The 18,214-nt window shown below is 51.7% G+C and carries 18 protein-coding genes; all 18 read right to left on the reverse strand.

What is annotated here, in order from left to right; genetic code table 11:
• Nucleotides 1–18 precede the first annotated feature (18 nt).
• A complete protein-coding gene (locus tag BLS62_RS13090; RefSeq protein ID WP_093181449.1) occupies nt 19–1,686 on the reverse strand; it encodes a ribonuclease J in 1,668 nt (555 codons plus the stop codon).
• 75 nt (nt 1,687–1,761) lie between these two features.
• The gene (locus BLS62_RS13095) at nt 1,762–2,535 is read right to left on the reverse strand and encodes a biotin--[acetyl-CoA-carboxylase] ligase (RefSeq protein WP_093181452.1); all 774 of its coding nucleotides are present in this window, start codon (nt 2,533–2,535) and stop codon (nt 1,762–1,764) included.
• Between the two features lie 7 nt (nt 2,536–2,542).
• Complete coding sequence (nuoN, locus tag BLS62_RS13100) at nt 2,543–3,985, reverse strand: NADH-quinone oxidoreductase subunit NuoN (protein ID WP_093181454.1); 1,443 nt, start codon at nt 3,983–3,985, stop codon at nt 2,543–2,545.
• Between the two features lie 18 nt (nt 3,986–4,003).
• Nucleotides 4,004–5,533: an NADH-quinone oxidoreductase subunit M gene (locus BLS62_RS13105; RefSeq protein WP_093181457.1), complete on the reverse strand. Its 1,530-nt coding sequence runs from the start codon at nt 5,531–5,533 to the stop codon at nt 4,004–4,006.
• Nucleotides 5,533–7,512: an NADH-quinone oxidoreductase subunit L gene (nuoL, locus tag BLS62_RS13110; protein ID WP_093181460.1), complete on the reverse strand. Its 1,980-nt coding sequence runs from the start codon at nt 7,510–7,512 to the stop codon at nt 5,533–5,535. Before nuoL ends, BLS62_RS13105 begins: the two co-directional genes overlap by 1 nt.
• Before the next feature lie 7 nt (nt 7,513–7,519).
• A complete protein-coding gene (gene nuoK, locus BLS62_RS13115; protein ID WP_057465603.1) occupies nt 7,520–7,828 on the reverse strand; it encodes an NADH-quinone oxidoreductase subunit NuoK in 309 nt (102 codons plus the stop codon).
• A 111-nt stretch (nt 7,829–7,939) separates the two neighbouring features.
• A complete protein-coding gene (locus BLS62_RS13120) occupies nt 7,940–8,554 on the reverse strand; it encodes an NADH-quinone oxidoreductase subunit J (protein WP_093181462.1) in 615 nt (204 codons plus the stop codon).
• 78 nt (nt 8,555–8,632) lie between these two features.
• Nucleotides 8,633–9,121, reverse strand: coding sequence for an NADH-quinone oxidoreductase subunit NuoI (gene nuoI / locus BLS62_RS13125; RefSeq protein WP_093181466.1), 489 nt, complete (start codon nt 9,119–9,121; stop codon nt 8,633–8,635).
• 124 nt (nt 9,122–9,245) lie between these two features.
• Nucleotides 9,246–9,482 carry a hypothetical protein gene (locus tag BLS62_RS13130; RefSeq protein ID WP_093181469.1) on the reverse strand — a complete coding sequence of 79 codons (237 nt, stop codon included), beginning with the start codon at nt 9,480–9,482 and terminating at the stop codon, nt 9,246–9,248.
• A complete protein-coding gene (nuoH, locus tag BLS62_RS13135) occupies nt 9,479–10,549 on the reverse strand; it encodes an NADH-quinone oxidoreductase subunit NuoH (protein WP_093181470.1) in 1,071 nt (356 codons plus the stop codon). Before nuoH ends, BLS62_RS13130 begins: the two co-directional genes overlap by 4 nt.
• Before the next feature lie 13 nt (nt 10,550–10,562).
• Nucleotides 10,563–12,659, reverse strand: coding sequence for an NADH-quinone oxidoreductase subunit NuoG (nuoG, locus tag BLS62_RS13140; protein WP_093181471.1), 2,097 nt, complete (start codon nt 12,657–12,659; stop codon nt 10,563–10,565).
• Nucleotides 12,656–13,006 (reverse strand): pentapeptide repeat-containing protein, encoded by a 351-nt coding sequence (locus tag BLS62_RS13145; RefSeq protein WP_093181472.1) that lies wholly within the window; start codon nt 13,004–13,006, stop codon nt 12,656–12,658. The genes nuoG and BLS62_RS13145 overlap by 4 nt, the downstream gene beginning before the upstream one ends.
• 3 nt (nt 13,007–13,009) lie before the next feature.
• The gene (gene nuoF / locus BLS62_RS13150) at nt 13,010–14,311 is read right to left on the reverse strand and encodes an NADH-quinone oxidoreductase subunit NuoF (protein WP_093181473.1); all 1,302 of its coding nucleotides are present in this window, start codon (nt 14,309–14,311) and stop codon (nt 13,010–13,012) included.
• A 3-nt stretch (nt 14,312–14,314) separates the two neighbouring features.
• Complete coding sequence (nuoE, locus tag BLS62_RS13155; protein ID WP_093181474.1) at nt 14,315–15,130, reverse strand: NADH-quinone oxidoreductase subunit NuoE; 816 nt, start codon at nt 15,128–15,130, stop codon at nt 14,315–14,317.
• The gene (locus BLS62_RS13160) at nt 15,130–16,314 is read right to left on the reverse strand and encodes an NADH-quinone oxidoreductase subunit D (RefSeq protein ID WP_093181476.1); all 1,185 of its coding nucleotides are present in this window, start codon (nt 16,312–16,314) and stop codon (nt 15,130–15,132) included. Before BLS62_RS13160 ends, nuoE begins: the two co-directional genes overlap by 1 nt.
• A 14-nt stretch (nt 16,315–16,328) precedes the next feature.
• On the reverse strand, nt 16,329–16,931 hold the full coding sequence (locus tag BLS62_RS13165; protein ID WP_093181479.1) for an NADH-quinone oxidoreductase subunit C: 603 nt from the start codon (nt 16,929–16,931) through the stop codon (nt 16,329–16,331).
• A 100-nt stretch (nt 16,932–17,031) separates the two neighbouring features.
• Nucleotides 17,032–17,616, reverse strand: coding sequence for a NuoB/complex I 20 kDa subunit family protein (locus BLS62_RS13170; protein WP_093181480.1), 585 nt, complete (start codon nt 17,614–17,616; stop codon nt 17,032–17,034).
• Nucleotides 17,607–17,972 carry an NADH-quinone oxidoreductase subunit A gene (locus BLS62_RS13175; RefSeq protein WP_093181481.1) on the reverse strand — a complete coding sequence of 122 codons (366 nt, stop codon included), beginning with the start codon at nt 17,970–17,972 and terminating at the stop codon, nt 17,607–17,609. Before BLS62_RS13175 ends, BLS62_RS13170 begins: the two co-directional genes overlap by 10 nt.
• Nucleotides 17,973–18,214 lie beyond the last annotated feature (242 nt).

The raw sequence follows: 18,214 nt of genomic DNA on the forward strand, positions 1-18,214 counted from the left end.
TTAGAAGCGAGAGTGGATTTAGACCCGCTGCACCAATGCCTTACACAAAGGTTTTTTACCCCATTGCTCAACCACAGCGTAACGCCCTGCACGCCGTGCAGCCTCGCGCACCAATTCCACATCGCGGCGACGGCTTTTAGGAATGGAAATCACAGCTCCATAAACCGCATCCCGCACGGCATCCTCAAACGGCTTACCGCTTTCAGTCTCATCTGGCATACCAAACAGAACGATATCAATATCGCCAAGCAGCTCACCACGTCCGTCGACGATCAGGGAGATCGTGACACAGCCGCCATAGGAAAGCTTACGTCGCTCCTGAACGCCAGTTTCTTCAGGTGGCGCCATCAAACGGCCATCGCGTACGATAATTCCAGCAGGCGCGTGATCAATCACCTTCAAGCTACCTGGATGCAGGCGAACCATGTCGCCGTCACGGATAATCAAGACATCTTTAACGCCTTTGCCCCGTGCAAACTCTTCATGGCATTGCAGATGAAGTGCCTCACCATGAACTGGTAGCACCTTTTTCGGACGCACCAGATTGTAAACCTGATCCAACTCACCGCGGCGCGGGTGACCCGACACATGCACAAGCGCATCGCGATCAGTGATCACGCGCAATTTCTGCTGTGTCAGCTCGTTGATAATGCCGGAAACGGCCTTCTCATTGCCCGGAATAGTCCGGCTGGAAAAGATCACAGTATCACCGGAAGAAAGTGCAACCTGACGATGCTGATCACCAGCAATCCGCGCCATAGCTGCCCGTGCTTCACCTTGTGAACCAGTGCAAAGCGCGACCACTTTATTACGCGGCAAAGACCCGTAAGTCTCTTCATCCAGAAACGGAGCTAATCCATCCAGATACCCAAGCTCACGCGCAATCTCGACAGTGCGCTGCATGGAACGCCCAATCACAACGACGTCACGCTCCGCCGCCATCGCAGCTTCCGCCACGGCCCGCATACGTGCAACGTTGGAGGCAAAAGTGGTTACGGCAACACGGTGCGGTGCAGCTTTGATGAGCTTGGTCAGCTCGACTTTAACATCCGCCTCACTTGGGCTAACGCCTTCGCGGACTGCGTTGGTGCTGTCACAAACAAAGACATCAACGCCCTCATCGCCCAGCTCACGTAAGCGCTGCAAGTCAATCGGTTTGCCGACACCCGGTGTCAGATCAATCTTCCAGTCACCGGAATGCAGGATAAGCTGACCACCAACACGGATCGCCAAAGCACATGGCTCTGGAATCGAGTGGGTCATGGTCACCATTTCAACGTCGAACGGACCAGTTTGGAAGCGATCACCCTGATTAACAACAGTTACCGGAATCTCGTAGTCAGCTCCGTCACCAACCAGCTTTGCTTCTAGCAGGCGAGCTGTAAAATCGGTCGCATAAACAGGAAGTCCCAGACGTTTCCAAAGGTATGTCAACGCGCCATAGTGATCTTCGTGGGCGTGCGTAATAACGATCCCTTCAATGCGGGAGCGTTCCTGTTCCAAAAAGCGGATATCAGGAAGAATGAGATCCACACCCGGCATGTCCGGTCCGGCAAACGAAATGCCAAAATCAACAATCAACCAGCGTCGATCATTTTTCGGGCCATATCCGTAAAGGCCCAAATTCATTCCAATTTCGCCAACCCCGCCAAGGGGTAAAAACACGAGCTCTTGAGTGCTCGACATCAGGTTCTCCTTAAACACCTAAAGGACGCACGGCTTCGCTCTTTGGAAAACCAACGGCGCGCCTCGTGCACGTCTTCAGGAAAAAAATACATCACCGGCTGTTACCAACCGTTCGCCGCCATGATCCATTTTCACGATCAAACGGCCCATTTGGTCGATGTCCTTAAAGACACCGGAAAATTCTTCATTGCTTAGTCGGACCCGAATGGGTTTTCCCCGTCCGACCGCCCGTCGCAGCCACGCAGATCTAATCTCGCCAAATCCGCTCGCGGCTTTCCAAGCATCAAGCCATCTGGCAAAGCTTTGCGCAAGAGCTTCAAACACTTGTTGAGGCTCGCACATATAACCCATGCTACGCAAATCCGTCACAGCATAATCGCCAAGTTCCGGGTGATGCGATACATTTACGCCAAACCCGCACACAAGGCACAGCTCACCCTTAGGCCCACTTTCGCTTTCAAGCAATATGCCAGAAATTTTTTGTCCGTCAATGAGCACATCATTCGGCCACTTCAACTGCACCAAACCGTGAGTACCTGTCGCCCGTTCAATAGCTTCGCCCAAGGCGAGGGCAGCAACAAACGGCAACTGAACGATCTTTTCATCCTGCATATTAAGCCGCAAGAGAAGGGAGGCAAACAGGTTACCAGCCTCAGAGGTCCATTCCCGGCCCCGGCGCCCTCTTCCACTCAGCTGTACATCAGAGCGGACCCAGAGATTTCCCGGATGTCCGTCACGCCCTTTTTGCAAGCCATAGGAGTTGGTGGAGCCAATGCTCCCAAAGTGCTCAAAGCAAAAGCCCGGCGCTGATCGCACCGGGCCTTCATCTTTTAAAATTCCGCTCATCATTCAGACACTAGAACAGAACGGCCGCTGCATTTGCAGCAGCATTCATGATCGGCTCCGGCATCACGAAGAACAGACCAACGACTGCACCGGAAAGGCCCAGTACAATTTTCATCTCGCCGGACATTGGCAAGAATTTACCGGTTGGCTCGTCAAAGAACATGACTTTGATAATGCGCAGGTAATAGTAAGCAGCAACAACACTGGCTACCAGACCAATCACCACCAACGGAATAAGACCAGCTTCCATCGCAGCGATGAACACATAGAACTTACCGAAGAAGCCGAAGAACGGTGGCAACCCTGTCAGTGAGAACATGATAACGCCCAACAGCATTGCCATTGGCAGGTTGGTTTTGGAAAGACCAGCAAGATCTGAAATCTCTTCAACCATACCTTCCTTGCGACGCATGGACAAAATGCAGGCAAACGCACCAAGGGTCATTGCAAGGTAAGCAGTGAGGAACACGAGAAGACCGTGCACACCTTCCTGCGTACCAGCGGCAAGACCAACCAGCGCATACCCCATATTACCAATGGAAGAGTAAGCCATCAGGCGTTTGATGTTCTTCTGACCAATCGCTGCAAAGGCGCCAAGACCCATGGAAGCAATGGAGATGAACACAATGATCTGCTGCCAATCTGTTGCAACATCGCCAAGCGCCTCAATCAACACGCGAACGAGCATGCCGAACGCAGCAATCTTAGGCGCAGCCGCAAAGAACGCGGTGACCGGAGTTGGTGCACCTTCATAAACGTCCGGTGTCCACATATGGAATGGGACCGCGGAGATCTTGAAGGCGATACCGGCCAGCATAAACACAATACCGAACACCAGACCAAGGGAGGCACGCTCTTCAGTCAAAGCCGCCGCAATTCCAGTAAAGTCTGTGTGGCCGGTAAAGCCGTAAATGAAGGACATGCCGTACAGCAGCATACCCGAAGACAACGCCCCAAGGACGAAGTACTTCAGGCCCGCTTCTGTTGAACGAACAGAGTCTCGGTTGATGGCGGCAACAACATACAGAGCCAGAGACTGCAGTTCCACACCCAGATACATCGAGATCAGATCATTGGCAGATAGCATAAGCATCATACCAACAGTCGCGAGCACGATCAGGATCGGGTACTCAAAGCGGTCAAAGTTCTGCGAACGCGCGTAAGCCACAGACATTGCAATCGCAAAGCCCGAACCAATCAGCACCAAGATCTTAAGGTACTGCGAGAACGCATCCTGCACAAAAGCGCCATTGAAGGTGGTACCATAATGCGGGCTAACCAGCAGGATCAAACCTGCAACAGTCAGCAGCGCAACGCAGATACCCGTTACCAGTGGAGTAGATTTATCTCCACCAAAAGCCCCAACCATCAGCAGCACCAATGCGCCGAGAACCAAAAGGATCTCGGGCATTACTGGCATAAGGTCGGGCATTGCTAGAAGCTCAGCAGTCATGAGTGCACAGCTCCCCTGTTATTGGTTAGACACTGCAGCGGCTGCATGGGCACCAAGGCCACCTGCATCAAGCGCTGCATTGTAATTTACGATAAGGGCATCAACGGACGCGGACGTCACATCCAGCACTGCTGCTGGGTAGAACCCGAAGAAGATAGTAAGAATGACCAACGGCATAAGGATCAGCTTTTCACGCCCACTCAGGTCCAACATGGACTTGAGACTTTCCTTTTCCAGCGCACCAAACACGACGCGGCGGTAAAGGAACAAAGCATAAGCAGCAGACAAGATCAAACCAGTTGCAGCAAACACCGCCACCCAAGTATTGACCTGGAACACGCCCAGCAAGATCAGGAATTCACCAACGAAGCCAGCCGTTCCAGGCAGACCCACGTTGGCCATGGTGAAGATCATAAACACAACCGCATAACGCGGCATGTTGTTCACGAGCCCACCATACGCCGAGATCTGTCGCGTATGCATCCTGTCGTAGATCACACCAACACACAAGAACAGAGCGCCGGAGATCAAACCGTGTGCCAGCATCATGAAGATCGCACCTTCGATACCCTGCGCATTGGCAGAGAAGATACCCATGGTCACGAAGCCCATGTGAGCAACGGATGAGTATGCGATCAGCTTCTTGATGTCTTCCTGCGCCAACGCCACCAGTGAGGTGTAGATGATCGCCACGATAGACAGCGTGTAGATGAACGGTGCGAACATATCACTGGCAATCGGGAACATAGGCAGGGAGAACCGAAGGAACCCGTAACCACCCATTTTCAGAAGGATCGCAGCAAGAACAACAGAACCAGCAGTTGGAGCTTCCACGTGTGCGTCAGGCAACCAGGTATGAACAGGCCACATTGGCATCTTAACTGCAAAGCTTGCAAAGAACGCCAACCACAGCCACGTCTGCATCGCCGCCGGGAACTCACTCTCGTTGAGGAGAGTTGGAATATCCAGCGTACCAGCCTGCCAGTACATTGCCATAATAGCAGCCAACATCAGCACTGAGCCAAGCAGCGTGTACAGGAAGAACTTGTAACTTGCATAAACGCGGCGCGGGCCACCCCAAACACCGATGATAAGGAACATCGGAATAAGGCCAGCTTCAAAGAACACGTAGAACAGAACCAGATCCAGCGAACAGAACACACCGATCATCAGTGTTTCCAGAATGAGGAAGGCGATCATGTATTCTTTTACGCGGTCCTGAATGCTTTCCCAGCTTGCAAGAATACAAAGTGGCATGAGGAAAGTCGTCAGGATCACGAACAGCATCGAAATGCCGTCAACGCCCATATGGTAGGTGAAGACCTCACCAAACCAATTGTACTTCTCCACCATCTGGAAGTCTGGGTTCTCGTTCGTGAACCCACCCCAGATAAACAGGGAAGTGATGAATGTGAAACTCGTTGTAATCAGCGCAACGCGCCGAATATTCGTCTTCGCATCCGGGTCGTCTCCCCGCACCAATAGGATGAAGAACACACCTATCAGCGGGAGAAACGTCGTGATGGAAAGGATGGACCAGTCGTTCATTAATGAACTCCCCCACCGGAGAACATGGCCAGGGTGACGAAGAAGGCGACCCCGATCAACATGGCGAATGCGTAGTGATAAATGTAACCAGACTGCAGACGAACCACCCAACCGGTAACCTGCTGCACACGAGCAGCAACACCATCAGGACCAAATCCATCGATAACAGTGCCATCACCGCGTTTCCACAGGAAGCGGCCAAGAGCCAGGCTCGGTTTCACGAAGAGGAAGTCGTAGAGTTCGTCGAAGTACCACTTGTTCAGCAAGAACAGATAAACAGGCTTGTGGCGCTCTGCCAATTTCTTCGGCATGTCTGGTTTAGCGACGTAGAAGAGGTAGGCGAGAAGGAAACCACCAGCCATTGCAAGCCAAGGTGAAAGCTTCACCAGCCAATGAACATGGTGCATTTCTGCAATGACTTCCAATTCACCGCTGGTACCACCAAACACGTTCTTCCAGAAGCTGAGGTAATCCGCACCAATAAAGGCTTCTTTGAACACCATACCTGCAAAAGCAGCACCAAGTGCAAGAAGCAGCAATGGCACAAGCATAACCCAAGGGCTCTCGTGGATGTGTTTGATCACATCAACTGAAGCGCGAGTTTTACCGTGGAACGTCATGAACACCAGACGCCAGCTGTAGAAGCTGGTCAACGCAGCAGCCAGAACAGTCGCCCAGAAGGCATACCCAGCAAACATGTTTTGACTGACATAAGCTGCTTCAATGATCGCATCTTTAGAGATGAAGCCCGCAGTACCAATGTAGGTGAATGGAATACCGAAACCGGTAAGAGCCAGCGTACCAATCATCATGGTCCAGTAGGTCACTGGAATGTGCTTACGCAGACCACCCATCTTGCGCATGTCCTGCTCGTCAGACACTGAGTGAATAACGGAACCTGCGCATAAGAACAGCAGTGCCTTAAAGAAGGCGTGCGTGAACAGGTGGAATATCGCCACTCCATACGCACCAACGCCAAGTGCAACAAACATATAACCCAGCTGCGAACAGGTGGAATATGCGATTACGCGCTTGATGTCGTTTTGAACACACCCAATGGTCGCTGCAAAGAATGCCGTTGTCGCTCCAACGAACGTCACAACAGTCAGTGCATTTGGCGCAAGTTCAAAGATTGGCGCAAGACGCGCAACCATGAACACACCAGCCGTCACCATAGTCGCTGCATGGATCAGCGCGGAAACAGGCGTAGGGCCTTCCATCGCATCCGGCAGCCAGGTGTGCAGCAAGAACTGAGCTGACTTACCCATCGCACCCATAAAGAGCAGCAGACAGACAACTGTCAGAGCCGCTTCAGGCATCAGGTCGTAGCCAAGGAAGTTCAAAACAGGTTCCGTACCCTGAATGAAGACATCGCCGCTACTGAAGATCGATGTGAAGTCGATTGAACCATATAGGTAGAACACGCCGAAGATGCCAAGCGCAAAACCAAAGTCACCCACGCGGTTGACGATGAAAGCTTTCATCGCAGCAGCGTTTGCAGATGGTTTTTTGTACCAGAAGCCGATCAGCAGGTACGATGCAAGACCAACGCCTTCCCAACCAAAGAACATTTGCAGCAAGTCATCAGAGGTGACCAGTGCCAACATTGAGAAGGTAAAGAAGGACAGGTAAGCAAAGAACCGAGGACGGTGCGGGTCATGGTGCATGTAACCAATTGAATAGATATGAACCAGACAAGAAACTGAGTTCACCACCACCAGCATCACTGCTGTGAGTGTATCTACGCGAATTGTCCAACTAACCGACAGATCCCCAGAGGTGATCCAACGGAAAATAGGCTCAATCCTTGTGGTTTCTGACCCAAGACCGAATTGAAAAAACACCACCCACGAAAGAAGGGCTGCGACTATCATAAAGCCGCTGGTTATGTACTCGCTGGCTTTGACCCCAAGCCGATTGCCGAATAGCCCGACAATCAGGAAGCCAAGCAACGGCAGAAAAACGATTGCTGAAAACATCCGCCCCTCAGCCTTTCATCATATTGATGTCTTCCACGGCAATAGAGCCGCGGTTACGGAAGTAAACAACCAAGATAGCAAGGCCAATGGCCGCCTCTGCAGCTGCAACGGTTAGCACCAGGAGCGCAAAGATCTGACCAACCATGTCCTGCATGAAGTAGGAGAACGCCACTAGGTTGATATTAACTGCGAGCAAAAGGAGCTCGATAGACATCAGGATCACGATGACGTTCTTTCGGTTAAGAAAGATGCCAAAGATCCCAATGGTGAATAGGATCGCTGCGACCCCGAGATAATGCGCAATGCCAATTTCCATGGGCGCCTCTCAGTGCTCCCCGTGTTCTATTCAAACTCCGAAGAAAAAGCCTTTTTGCAAAGGCACTCTCTCCGGATCGGATTAAGGTTTAAGACCCGCGACATGCGTGCCTTATAGTCCTTTGCCACTTTCAACTTTGACCACTTCAATAGCGGTCTCAGGACGACGGGCAACCTGCTCAGAAATATTCTGACGGCGAACGCCCGGCTTGTGACGAAGTGTCAATACAATCGCACCGATCATTGCAACCAGCAGCACCAGACCAGAAACTTGGAACCAGTAGATGTAGCGGGTGTAAAGCAACTCACCGATAGCGGCGATATTCTGTGTTTGCTCAACGGGAGGAGTTGGAGCAGCCCCCTCGCCCAGCATTCCTGGAGCAATAACCCAGCCACTGACAACCATCAGAAGCTCGGCCAGCAGAATCAAACCAATCAGCGCACCGATTGGCAAATACTGCAAAAAGCCTTGGCGCATCTCGGCGAAATCAACATCCAGCATCATGACCACGAACAGGAACAGCACCATGACGGCTCCCACGTAGACAACAACCAGAAGCATCGCCAGATACTCCGCACCTATCAGTACAAACAACCCGGCTGCATTAAAGAAGCACAGGATGAGGAACAGCACTGAGTGAACCGGATTGCGTGATGCAACCACCATGAAGGCAGAGGCCACCGCAAGTGCGGCAAACAGATAGAAAAACAGGGCCTGCAGAACCATTGTTAAGGTTGCCTTTGTCCTATTGTTTCGTCCCGCCAGACCCGAAGATCATAACCGGACAAATCCTACTCCACCGCCTCAGCGGTAAGGAGCATCCAATTCAATATTGCGAGCGATTTCACGCTCCCAGCGATCTCCATTCGTCAGCAGTTTGTCCTTATCGTAGAACAACTCCTCACGCGTTTCGGTCGCAAATTCAAAATTCGGGCCTTCAACGATCGCGTCAACTGGGCACGCTTCCTGACAAAAACCGCAATAGATGCATTTGGTCATATCAAGGTCGTAACGTGTAGTCCGGCGCGTCCCATCATTACGGCGCGGTCCAGCTTCAATCGTGATGGCTTGCGCAGGGCAGATCGCTTCACACAGCTTACAAGCAATGCAGCGCTCTTCTCCGTTCGGATACCGGCGCAATGCGTGTTCCCCGCGAAAACGCGGACTTACAGCACCCTTTTCAAAGGGATAGTTAAGCGTCGGCTTTGGCTTGAAGAAGTAACGCATGGCGAGAAAAAACGCCGATACGAACTCCTTCAACAGCAACGACTTTGCGGCCTGTCCCAGTCCCATAGCCTTTACAGCCTTTTCCTTGATCAACCGTACCCAGGTGGCACAGCAGATCGATTACAATCCATGAGAACACCTGCACACTCCATAAAAGTCATACACGGTTCTCGTTACCCATTTGCCTCACTTATGGAACAAGTTCTGATCCGGCGAGGTATCCTATAATCGGGATCCCGATTATCGTCAGGGCAAAAATGAGTTTGCGGATCGTAGGTTCCGCCAGCTCAACCCAACCATTCACAGTTGGGTCCAGCTCTTTCCGTTTGGTGACGGCCGCCTGCAGAAATCCAAGAAGAAGTCTGTAGTTCAGCCAACCCAAATAAATTCCAAGCACACCGCCGATCATACCAGCGATAGAGATCATGCTCCAAAACCACCGACTGGTGGGGTCCAGCCCATGAACATCAGCACGAAGGCAACGATAAACACCATAGCAAGTGACAGCGGCAGGAAGACTTTCCAACCCAAACGCATCAACTGGTCATACCGGTAGCGAGGGACCATTGCCTTTGCCATGGAGATGAAGAAGAACACCAACAGTGATTTCAACAAGAACCAAATAACACCAGGAACCCAGGTGAACGGTACAAGATCAACCGGAGGCAACCAACCACCCATAAACAGGATCGTCATCAGGGAACACATCAAAGCGATAGCGACGTATTCACCAAGCATGAACATCATGTAGGGTGTGGAACCGTATTCAACCATGAAGCCAGCAACCAGCTCAGATTCTGCTTCCGCAAGATCGAATGGCGGACGGTTTGTTTCAGCAAGTGCGGAAACAAAGAACACCACGAACATTGGGAAAAGCGGCAACCAAAACCAGTTCAGGAATGTGAGCCACGGCACACCAAGTGCATGAGCCAAACCGCGTGCTTGCTGTGCGTACACGATCTCGGTCAGGTTCAACGACCCGACACAGAGCAGAACGGTCACAATAACAAAGCCGATAGAAACCTCATAGGAAACCATCTGCGCCGCAGCACGAAGCGCTGACAAGAACGGGTATTTGGAGTTGGATGCCCAACCTGCAATGATTACGCCATAAACTCCAAGGGAGCTGATCGCGAACACGTACAAAATACCAACGTTAATGTTTGCAATCGCCCAACCATCAGCAACCGGGATAACCACCCATGCAGCAAGGGCAAGAACCACTGTCACCAGCGGTGCAAACAAAAATAGAAACTTATCCGATCCAGACGGGATCACTGGCTCTTTCAAAACGAATTTCAAAAGATCAGCAAAACTCTGCAGCAAGCCCCAGGGGCCAACCACGTTTGGACCACGACGGATCTGAACAGCAGCCCAGATCTTACGATCTGCATAAAGAATATAAGCAACGATCAGCAGCAGCACGACCATCAACAACAAGCTCTGGAAGAGCATGACGATCAGCGGCCAACCATAATCCCAGAAAAAATCCATACTCACCGTCCCCCTATTCCGCCGCCTCAGCTCTGCGTTGCGTGGCAAGTGCAGAACACTCGGCCATCACCGCTGAAGCTCGGGCAATCGGGTTGGTTAGATAAAAATCACTGAATGCCTGTGCAAAGCCAGCACCACTCATGTTGCCACCAACAGCGGAAAGCTTGGAAACATCCGAAGCCACGCCTTTAGCGATGCAACCGGCATTGGCCATATGAGGCACTGCCTTGAAAAGAGCGCTGCGCAATTGCGCAAAACTGTTAAACGCCAGAGGCTGACCAAATGCACCAGAAAGTGCACGAATAATCGCCCAGTCTTCGCGCGCATCACCCGGAGGGAATGCGGCCCGAGCAGCAAGCTGCACACGACCTTCCAGGTTCACATAAGTCCCTGGTTTTTCGGTGTAGGCCGCAGCCGGGAGAATTACGTCAGCGCGGTGTGCACCGCGATCACCGTGCGTACCGATGTAAACGACGAACGCATCCCCGAAGGAAGACATGTCCAGTTCATCTGCACCAAGCAAGAACACAACTTCAACATCACCCTTGGCAGCTGCATCCTGAATACCGCCGGTATTCAGACCGCCCTCACCCGGAACAAACCCGAGATCAAGACCACCAACACGGCTTGCAGCGGTGTGCAGAACGTTAAAGCCGTTCCACTCTTCGCTGACTGCACCAACGCTTTCTGCCAGCTTTGCAGCAGCAGAAAGAACAGCAGCACCGTCATCGCGTGCAATCGCGCCTTCACCAACGATGATCATCGGCTTTTTCGCGTTTTTCAGCACCTGTGCAAATGCGTGTTTGCCAGAAGCAATGTCAGCAAGTGTATCAGGGCCTGCACCGAGGTATTCACTGTCAAAGGTCAGGTCTACCGGCTGGCCAATCACGCCAACTTTGAGAGCGCCCTGACGCCATGTCTTGCGGATACGAGCATTAAGCACTGGCGCTTCTATACGTGGATTTGCGCCCACAAGCAGAATCGCGTCAGCATCTTCAATGCCTTCCACGGAAGTATTGAACAAATAAGTTGTCCGGCCAAGAGATGGGTCAAGCTGAGCACCATCCTGACGACAATCCATATTTGCACTGCCCAAAGAGCTCATCAGAGCCTTCATGGCAAATAGATCTTCAACAGAAGCAAGGTCACCAGCAATCGCGGCAGTTTTGGAACCGCCAGCAGCTTTGACCTTTGACGCAACCGCGTTCAGCGCGTCAGACCAGCTTGCAGGAGCAAGTGTTCCGTTCTGCTTCACATAGGGGCGATCCAGACGCTGTGTCTTCAAACCATCCCAGATGAAACGGGTTTTATCGGAAATCCATTCCTCGTTCACCGCCTCGTTCAAACGAGGCATAATGCGCATGACTTCCCTGCCGCGTGTATCAACACGGATAGCGGAGCCAAGAGCATCCATCACGTCGACGCTTTCTGTCTTCACCAATTCCCATGGACGAGCGTTGAACTCGTAAGGGCGGGAAGTCAAAGCACCAACGGGACACAGGTCAATCACGTTGCCCTGCAGCTCGGAGGAAAGCGCTTCTTCAAGGTATGTGGTGATTTCAGCATCTTCACCGCGGCCAATCAGCCCCAGCTCAGCAACACCGGCAACCTCAGTGGTAAAGCGAACACAACGGGTGCAGTGAATGCAGCGTGTCATGATCGTTTTAACGAGCGGGCCAATGTCTTTATTCTCAACCGCACGCTTGTTTTCAGCATAACGGGAACTATCTACACCATAAGCCATGGCCTGATCCTGAAGATCACACTCACCGCCTTGGTCACAGATAGGGCAATCGAGCGGGTGGTTGATCAGGAGAAACTCCATCACACCTTCACGCGCTTTTTTCACCATAGGAGATTTCGTAAAGACCTGTGGTGGCTGCCCTTCCGGACCGGGACGTAGATCGCGCACGCCCATTGCACAAGAGGCAACCGGCTTAGGCGGTCCGCCCTTTACTTCCACAAGGCACATGCGGCAGTTACCAGCTACAGAGAGCCGGTCATGATAACAGAACCGTGGAATTTCCGCGCCGGCCTCTTCACAGGCCTGCATAACGGTATAATCCGCAGGAACTTCAATTTCTTTGCCGTCGACGACAATCTTGGTCATGCGTTGGCGTCCTCACCCTTTGCTTCTTTAGCCCGATAAGCCTCAAGAAGCTCAGTAACTTCAATTCCATCAATGGTCATGCCATCAAGCCGGCAGCTGTTCAGCTGAGCGCCAGCCATATTGGCATTTTTCAGGATCAGCCCAGAAAGATTGACCTTCTCGACTGACCAACCAGAAAGGTTTGCATCCAAGATGGACCAGCCTGAAAAGTTCACATCTGTAATGCGCGCACCAGACAAGTTCACGTTATTGAAAGAGCAACCGGAAAGATTGCAGTTATCAAACACAGAACCGGAAAGATCACTCTCACTCACGTCCAGACGTTTTTTCTCAGCGCTGATCTTCATCTCTTACTCCGCCGCAATCTTGTCGGTCGCAGTTCGCTTCGTCGCAACGAACTGGTCGATCCGGTCTTCAATCACGGGACGGAAATTCTTGATCAAACCCTGAATAGGCCATGCAGCCGCATCACCAAGGGCACAGATCGTATGACCTTCCACCTGCTTGGTAACTTTGAACAGCATGTCGATCTCTTCATAAGAGCTTTCGCCCTTAACCATCCGCTCCATCACGCGCCACATCCAGCCCGTACCTTCACGGCACGGCGTACATTGTCCGCAGCTTTCGTGTTTGTAAAAGTAAGACAGGCGAGCAATCGCTTTGATGATGTCCGTTGATTTATCCATAACGATCACGGCAGCGGTCCCCAATGAGGAACCAACGTCACGCAGACCGTCAAAGTCCATCTTGGCATCGCGGATAGTTTCGCCCTTCACGCAAGGAACGGAGGAACCACCCGGAATAACAGCCAGCAGATTGTCCCAGCCACCGCGGATACCACCACAGTGCCGTTCAATCAGATCCTTGAAGGGAATACCCATCGCTTCTTCAACGGTACAAGGACGTTCCACATGTCCGGAAATACAAAACAGCTTTGTACCTGCATTGTTTTCACGGCCAATAGAAGAGAACCACGCCCCGCCGCGCTTCAAAATAGATGGCGTGCAGGCAATCGATTCAACGTTATTCACGGTGGTTGGGCAACCGTAAAGACCCATGTTCGCAGGGAACGGAGGTTTCAGACGCGGTTGACCTTTTTTACCTTCAAGACTCTCAAGCAGAGCAGTCTCTTCACCGCAGATATAAGCACCTGCACCGTGATGAACGTAAATATCAAAGTCGTAACCGTTCTTGTTGTTCTTACCGATCAGACCAGCATCATAGGCTTGATCAATCGCAGCCTGCAGACGCTCACGTTCGCGAATAAATTCACCGCGTACATAAATGTAAGCAGCAATCGCGCCCATAGCAAAACCAGCAAGCACACAGCCCTCAACCAGATGGTGGGGATCATGGCGCATGATTTCACGATCTTTACAGGTGCCCGGCTCGGACTCATCTGCATTGACCACAAGGTAAGACGGACGGCCATCGCTTTCCTTCGGCATGAAGGACCACTTCAAACCAGTTGGGAAGCCTGCACCACCACGACCACGAAGACCAGAAGCCTTCATTTCGTTGATGATCCAGTCACGACCTTTGCCGATAATCTCTTTGGTCTCGGACCATGAGCCGCGTTGACGCGCGCCTTCAAGACCCCAGTCATGGATGCCGTAAATGTTGGTGAAGATACGATCAGAATCGTTCAGCATCGCTTAGCCCTCACCTTTTTCACTGGCAGCAGCCTTGGCTTCAACAGACTTGCGATGTGCCTCAACAGCCTTCGCAACAGCATCTTCAGCCGGATGAGGCACACCGGTATAACCCGTGCCGCCGATATTCAGCGCAGCACCAGCAAAGTTGAAAGAGGCCTTGTGAGATCCATCAACCACATGAACTTCCTGAGGAGCGCCCTTTGTGGTGTCTTCCAGATCCTTCAAAGTGGTTGGACCACCTTCCGGCGCTGAGAAAATACGATCGACACCCTGAGGACCCGGCATCACAGGCTTACCACCGGCGATATCATCAAGAAGTCTCTCGAACTTCTCAACATCAAGATCCTCATAGAAGTCTTTAAAGACTTGAACCATTGGCGCGTTCACGCAGGCACCTAAACACTCAACTTCTTCCCATGAGAAATTTCCGTCCTCAGAAAGAGTGTGAGGTGTCTCAGCAATCTTGCTCTTACACACCTTGATCAACTCTTCAGAACCGCGCAGCTGGCAAGGCGTCGTGCCACACACTTGAACGTGCGCTTTTTTGCCGACCGGCTGGAGCTGGAACATGGTGTAAAACGTTGCCACTTCCAGGACGCGAATACGAGGCATGTCCAAAAGCGCAGCAACCACACGGATTGCAGGCTCACTGACCCAGCCCTCATTCTGTTCCTGTACACGCCACAAAACCGGAACAACGGCAGAAGCCTGACGTCCCGTTGGGTAGCGTTCAATTACCTTCTTTGCCCACGCCAGATTTTCTGGTGTGAATTCAAAGGATTCTGGCTGTTCGTGATGAAGACGACGCACTGACATTAACGGTCAATCTCCCCAAATACGACATCAATGGAACCCATAACGGCGGCAACGTCAGCCAACAGATGACCGCGGCACAGGTAATCCATCGCCTGCAAGTGCGCAAAGCCTGGGGCTTTAATCTTGCAGCGATACGGCTTATTTGTTCCATCAGAAACGAGATAGACACCGAATTCACCCTTAGGGGCTTCAACGGCAGCGTAAATCTCGCCCGCAGGAACTTTGTAGCCTTCGGTGTAAAGCTTAAAATGGTGAATCAGAGCTTCCATTGAGCGCTTCATCTCACTGCGCTTAGGAGGAACGATCTTGCCGTCAGCTGAGGAAACAGGACCTGTTTCCTTGCCCAACAACTCAAGACACTGCTTCATGATGCTCACAGACTGGCGCATCTCAAACATACGGATCAGGTAACGGTCATAACAGTCACCGTTCTTGCCGATTGCGATTTCGAAATCCATTTCCTCGTAGCACTCGTAAGGCTGCGACTTGCGCAAATCCCACTTAGCACCCGATCCACGAACCATCACACCGGAAAAGCCCATAGCCCACGCGTCATCAAGATCAACAATGCCGATATCAACGTTACGTTGCTTGAAAATACGGTTATCAGTCAAAAGACCTTCGATGTCCTCGAGGGTTTTGAGGAACGGATCACACCAGTTCCACATATCCTCAAGCAACTGACCTGGAAGGTCCTGATGCACACCACCTGGACGGATATAAGCCGCGTGCATACGTGCACCACAGCCGCGCTCATAAAAGCCCATCAGCTCTTCGCGTGGCTCAAAGCCCCACAGCGGAGGGGTCAAAGCGCCAACGTCCAAAGCCTGAGTGGTCACATTCAATAGATGCGACAACAAACGTCCGATTTCGGAGTAAAGCACACGAATGATAGAGCCGCGTCTTGGCACTTCAATGCCAAGCAGTCGCTCAACAGCAAGAGCATACGCATGCTCCTGGTTCATCGGCGCTACATAGTCCAACCGATCAAAGTAAGGCACAGCCTGCAAGTAGGTTTTGTGCTCGATCAGCTTCTCAGTACCCCGGTGCAACAAACCGATGTGTGGGTCAACACGCGTAACCACCTCACCGTCCAGTTCAAGAACCAGACGAAGCACACCATGCGCCGCAGGGTGCTGCGGACCAAAGTTAATATTGAAATTTCGTACCTGAGCCTCAGCCATTCTTTACCAGTGCCTCAGTTCGATGCTTTTTCATCACCAGGAAGAACATAGTCAGTCCCTTCCCAAGGTGAGAGGAAATCAAAACTACGGAATTCCTGTGTGAGCTGAACCGGCTCATAAACAACACGTTTTTTCGTGTCGTCGTAGCGAACCTCAACATAGCCAGTCAAAGGAAAGTCCTTGCGAAGCGGGTGGCCGTCAAAACCATAATCGGTCAGCAAGCGCCGCAAATCTGGGTTACCGGTGAACAAGATGCCGTACATGTCGTAGGCTTCGCGCTCAAACCATTCAGCACCCCTAAAGATGGAAATGACAGATGGAACGGGAGTTGTTTCATCTGTCTGAACCTTCACGCGGATGCGCAGGTTCTGTACGGGAGACAGCAGGTGGTACACAACGTCGAAACGTTTTTCCCGAGCTGGGTAGTCCACACCGCAAATATCAACCAGTGCTATAAAACCGCACCGCGCGTCATCGCGCAGGAAACGGAGGACACTGATAATCTGTTCACCGGACACATTAAGAGTGAGATCGCCAAAGGCAACCGACCGACTCTTAATCTTGTCTCCAAGCGTTAGCTCGATAAATTCACCGAGTTCGCCAAGCATCTCGTCCATTCCCTTGTTTCCTATAGGTTGGACATCTCAAAAATGACAGGGTCACCCGTGTCAACAATGTCGATAAGGCCGTGAACTCTTAAAGCACACAGCCCTTAAATTATCTCTCGATCGTACCTGTGCGACGGATCTTCTTTTGCAAGAGCAGCACACCGTAAAGCAGCGCTTCCGCAGTTGGAGGACAACCCGGCACATAAATATCAACCGGAACAACCCGGTCACAGCCACGCACAACAGAATAGGAATAGTGGTAGTAACCACCACCATTTGCGCAAGACCCCATGGAGATCACATAGCGAGGCTCTGGCATCTGGTCGTAAACTTTACGAAGCGCAGGCGCCATTTTGTTGGTCAAAGTCCCAGCAACAATCATCACATCAGACTGACGCGGGGAGCCGCGCGGTGCAAAGCCGAAGCGTTCCACATCATAACGCGGCATGGACATCTGCATCATCTCGACCGCACAACAGGCGAGACCAAACGTCATCCACATAAGAGAACCGGTCCGTGCCCACTGGACAAGGCTTTCACTGGACGTAACCAGAAAACCCTTATCCGAAAGCTCGCTGTTCACATTCATAAAGAATGGATCAGTCTCGCCAATCGGACGACCAGTCGCAGGATCAAGGATCCCTTTTGGTACTTGTGAGGTAAGAGGCTTGGAGCCGTCAGAGATCAATCCCATTCCAGCGCTCCCTTCTTCCATTCGTAGACAAACCCGATTGTGAGGACGCCCAAGAAGATCATCATGGAGATAAAGCCGAACCAGCCGAGCCCACCATAGGCAACAGCCCATGGGAAGAGGAAGGCGACTTCAAGATCGAAGATGATAAACAGGATCGATACCAGATAAAACCGGATGTCGAATTTCATACGTGCATCATCAAAGGGGTTAAAGCCACACTCGTAAGCAGAGAGCTTTTCAGAATCTGGATTCTTAAAAGCAACAATGAACGGGGCGATCAGAAGCGCGAGGCCAATAATGAGGGCAACACCGATAAAGACGACAATCGGGATGTACTCCCTGAGGAGGTCTTCCATTTGAATATCCGTCCCTGGACGTAACAGGTCATGCGACCAATAAAACTCTTGGTGCACTGCACACACAACAGAAAGTAGGGCGTAAGGTTAGGTAGGTCACCCTAGGATCCGGTGTATCTAGTCGCACCGCAACGCACGATTAACTTAGCCCCACCATCTGCGCAAGACCTTACAACGGAGTAAATCTGGGTCGCAAGACAGAGTTACGTCACGAGATAATCACAATCTCGACAGGGCCCCAC

The sequence above is a fragment of the Pseudovibrio sp. Tun.PSC04-5.I4 genome (genome assembly GCF_900104145.1).
Taxonomy (GTDB): domain Bacteria; phylum Pseudomonadota; class Alphaproteobacteria; order Rhizobiales; family Stappiaceae; genus Pseudovibrio.

Coding starts and splice junctions, on each gene's coding strand:
- nuoK (WP_057465603.1), bottom strand. CDS start 7,828: ATGGAAATTGGCATTGCGCATTATCTCGGGGTCGCAGCGATCCTATTC.
- nuoH (WP_093181470.1), bottom strand. CDS start 10,549: ATGGATTTTTTCTGGGATTATGGTTGGCCGCTGATCGTCATGCTCTTC.
- nuoI (WP_093181466.1), bottom strand. CDS start 9,121: ATGGGACTGGGACAGGCCGCAAAGTCGTTGCTGTTGAAGGAGTTCGTA.
- BLS62_RS13130 (WP_093181469.1), bottom strand. CDS start 9,482: ATGATCTCTATCGCTGGTATGATCGGCGGTGTGCTTGGAATTTATTTG.
- nuoF (WP_093181473.1), bottom strand. CDS start 14,311: ATGCTGAACGATTCTGATCGTATCTTCACCAACATTTACGGCATCCAT.
- BLS62_RS13160 (WP_093181476.1), bottom strand. CDS start 16,314: ATGGCTGAGGCTCAGGTACGAAATTTCAATATTAACTTTGGTCCGCAG.
- nuoG (WP_093181471.1), bottom strand. CDS start 12,659: ATGACCAAGATTGTCGTCGACGGCAAAGAAATTGAAGTTCCTGCGGAT.
- BLS62_RS13105 (WP_093181457.1), bottom strand. CDS start 5,533: ATGAACGACTGGTCCATCCTTTCCATCACGACGTTTCTCCCGCTGATA.
- BLS62_RS13090 (WP_093181449.1), bottom strand. CDS start 1,686: ATGTCGAGCACTCAAGAGCTCGTGTTTTTACCCCTTGGCGGGGTTGGC.
- nuoN (WP_093181454.1), bottom strand. CDS start 3,985: ATGACTGCTGAGCTTCTAGCAATGCCCGACCTTATGCCAGTAATGCCC.
- BLS62_RS13165 (WP_093181479.1), bottom strand. CDS start 16,931: ATGGACGAGATGCTTGGCGAACTCGGTGAATTTATCGAGCTAACGCTT.
- BLS62_RS13095 (WP_093181452.1), bottom strand. CDS start 2,535: ATGATGAGCGGAATTTTAAAAGATGAAGGCCCGGTGCGATCAGCGCCG.
- BLS62_RS13170 (WP_093181480.1), bottom strand. CDS start 17,616: ATGGGATTGATCTCTGACGGCTCCAAGCCTCTTACCTCACAAGTACCA.
- nuoE (WP_093181474.1), bottom strand. CDS start 15,130: ATGTCAGTGCGTCGTCTTCATCACGAACAGCCAGAATCCTTTGAATTC.
- nuoL (WP_093181460.1), bottom strand. CDS start 7,512: ATGTTTTCAGCAATCGTTTTTCTGCCGTTGCTTGGCTTCCTGATTGTC.
- BLS62_RS13175 (WP_093181481.1), bottom strand. CDS start 17,972: ATGGAAGACCTCCTCAGGGAGTACATCCCGATTGTCGTCTTTATCGGT.
- BLS62_RS13145 (WP_093181472.1), bottom strand. CDS start 13,006: ATGAAGATCAGCGCTGAGAAAAAACGTCTGGACGTGAGTGAGAGTGAT.
- BLS62_RS13120 (WP_093181462.1), bottom strand. CDS start 8,554: ATGGTTCTGCAGGCCCTGTTTTTCTATCTGTTTGCCGCACTTGCGGTG.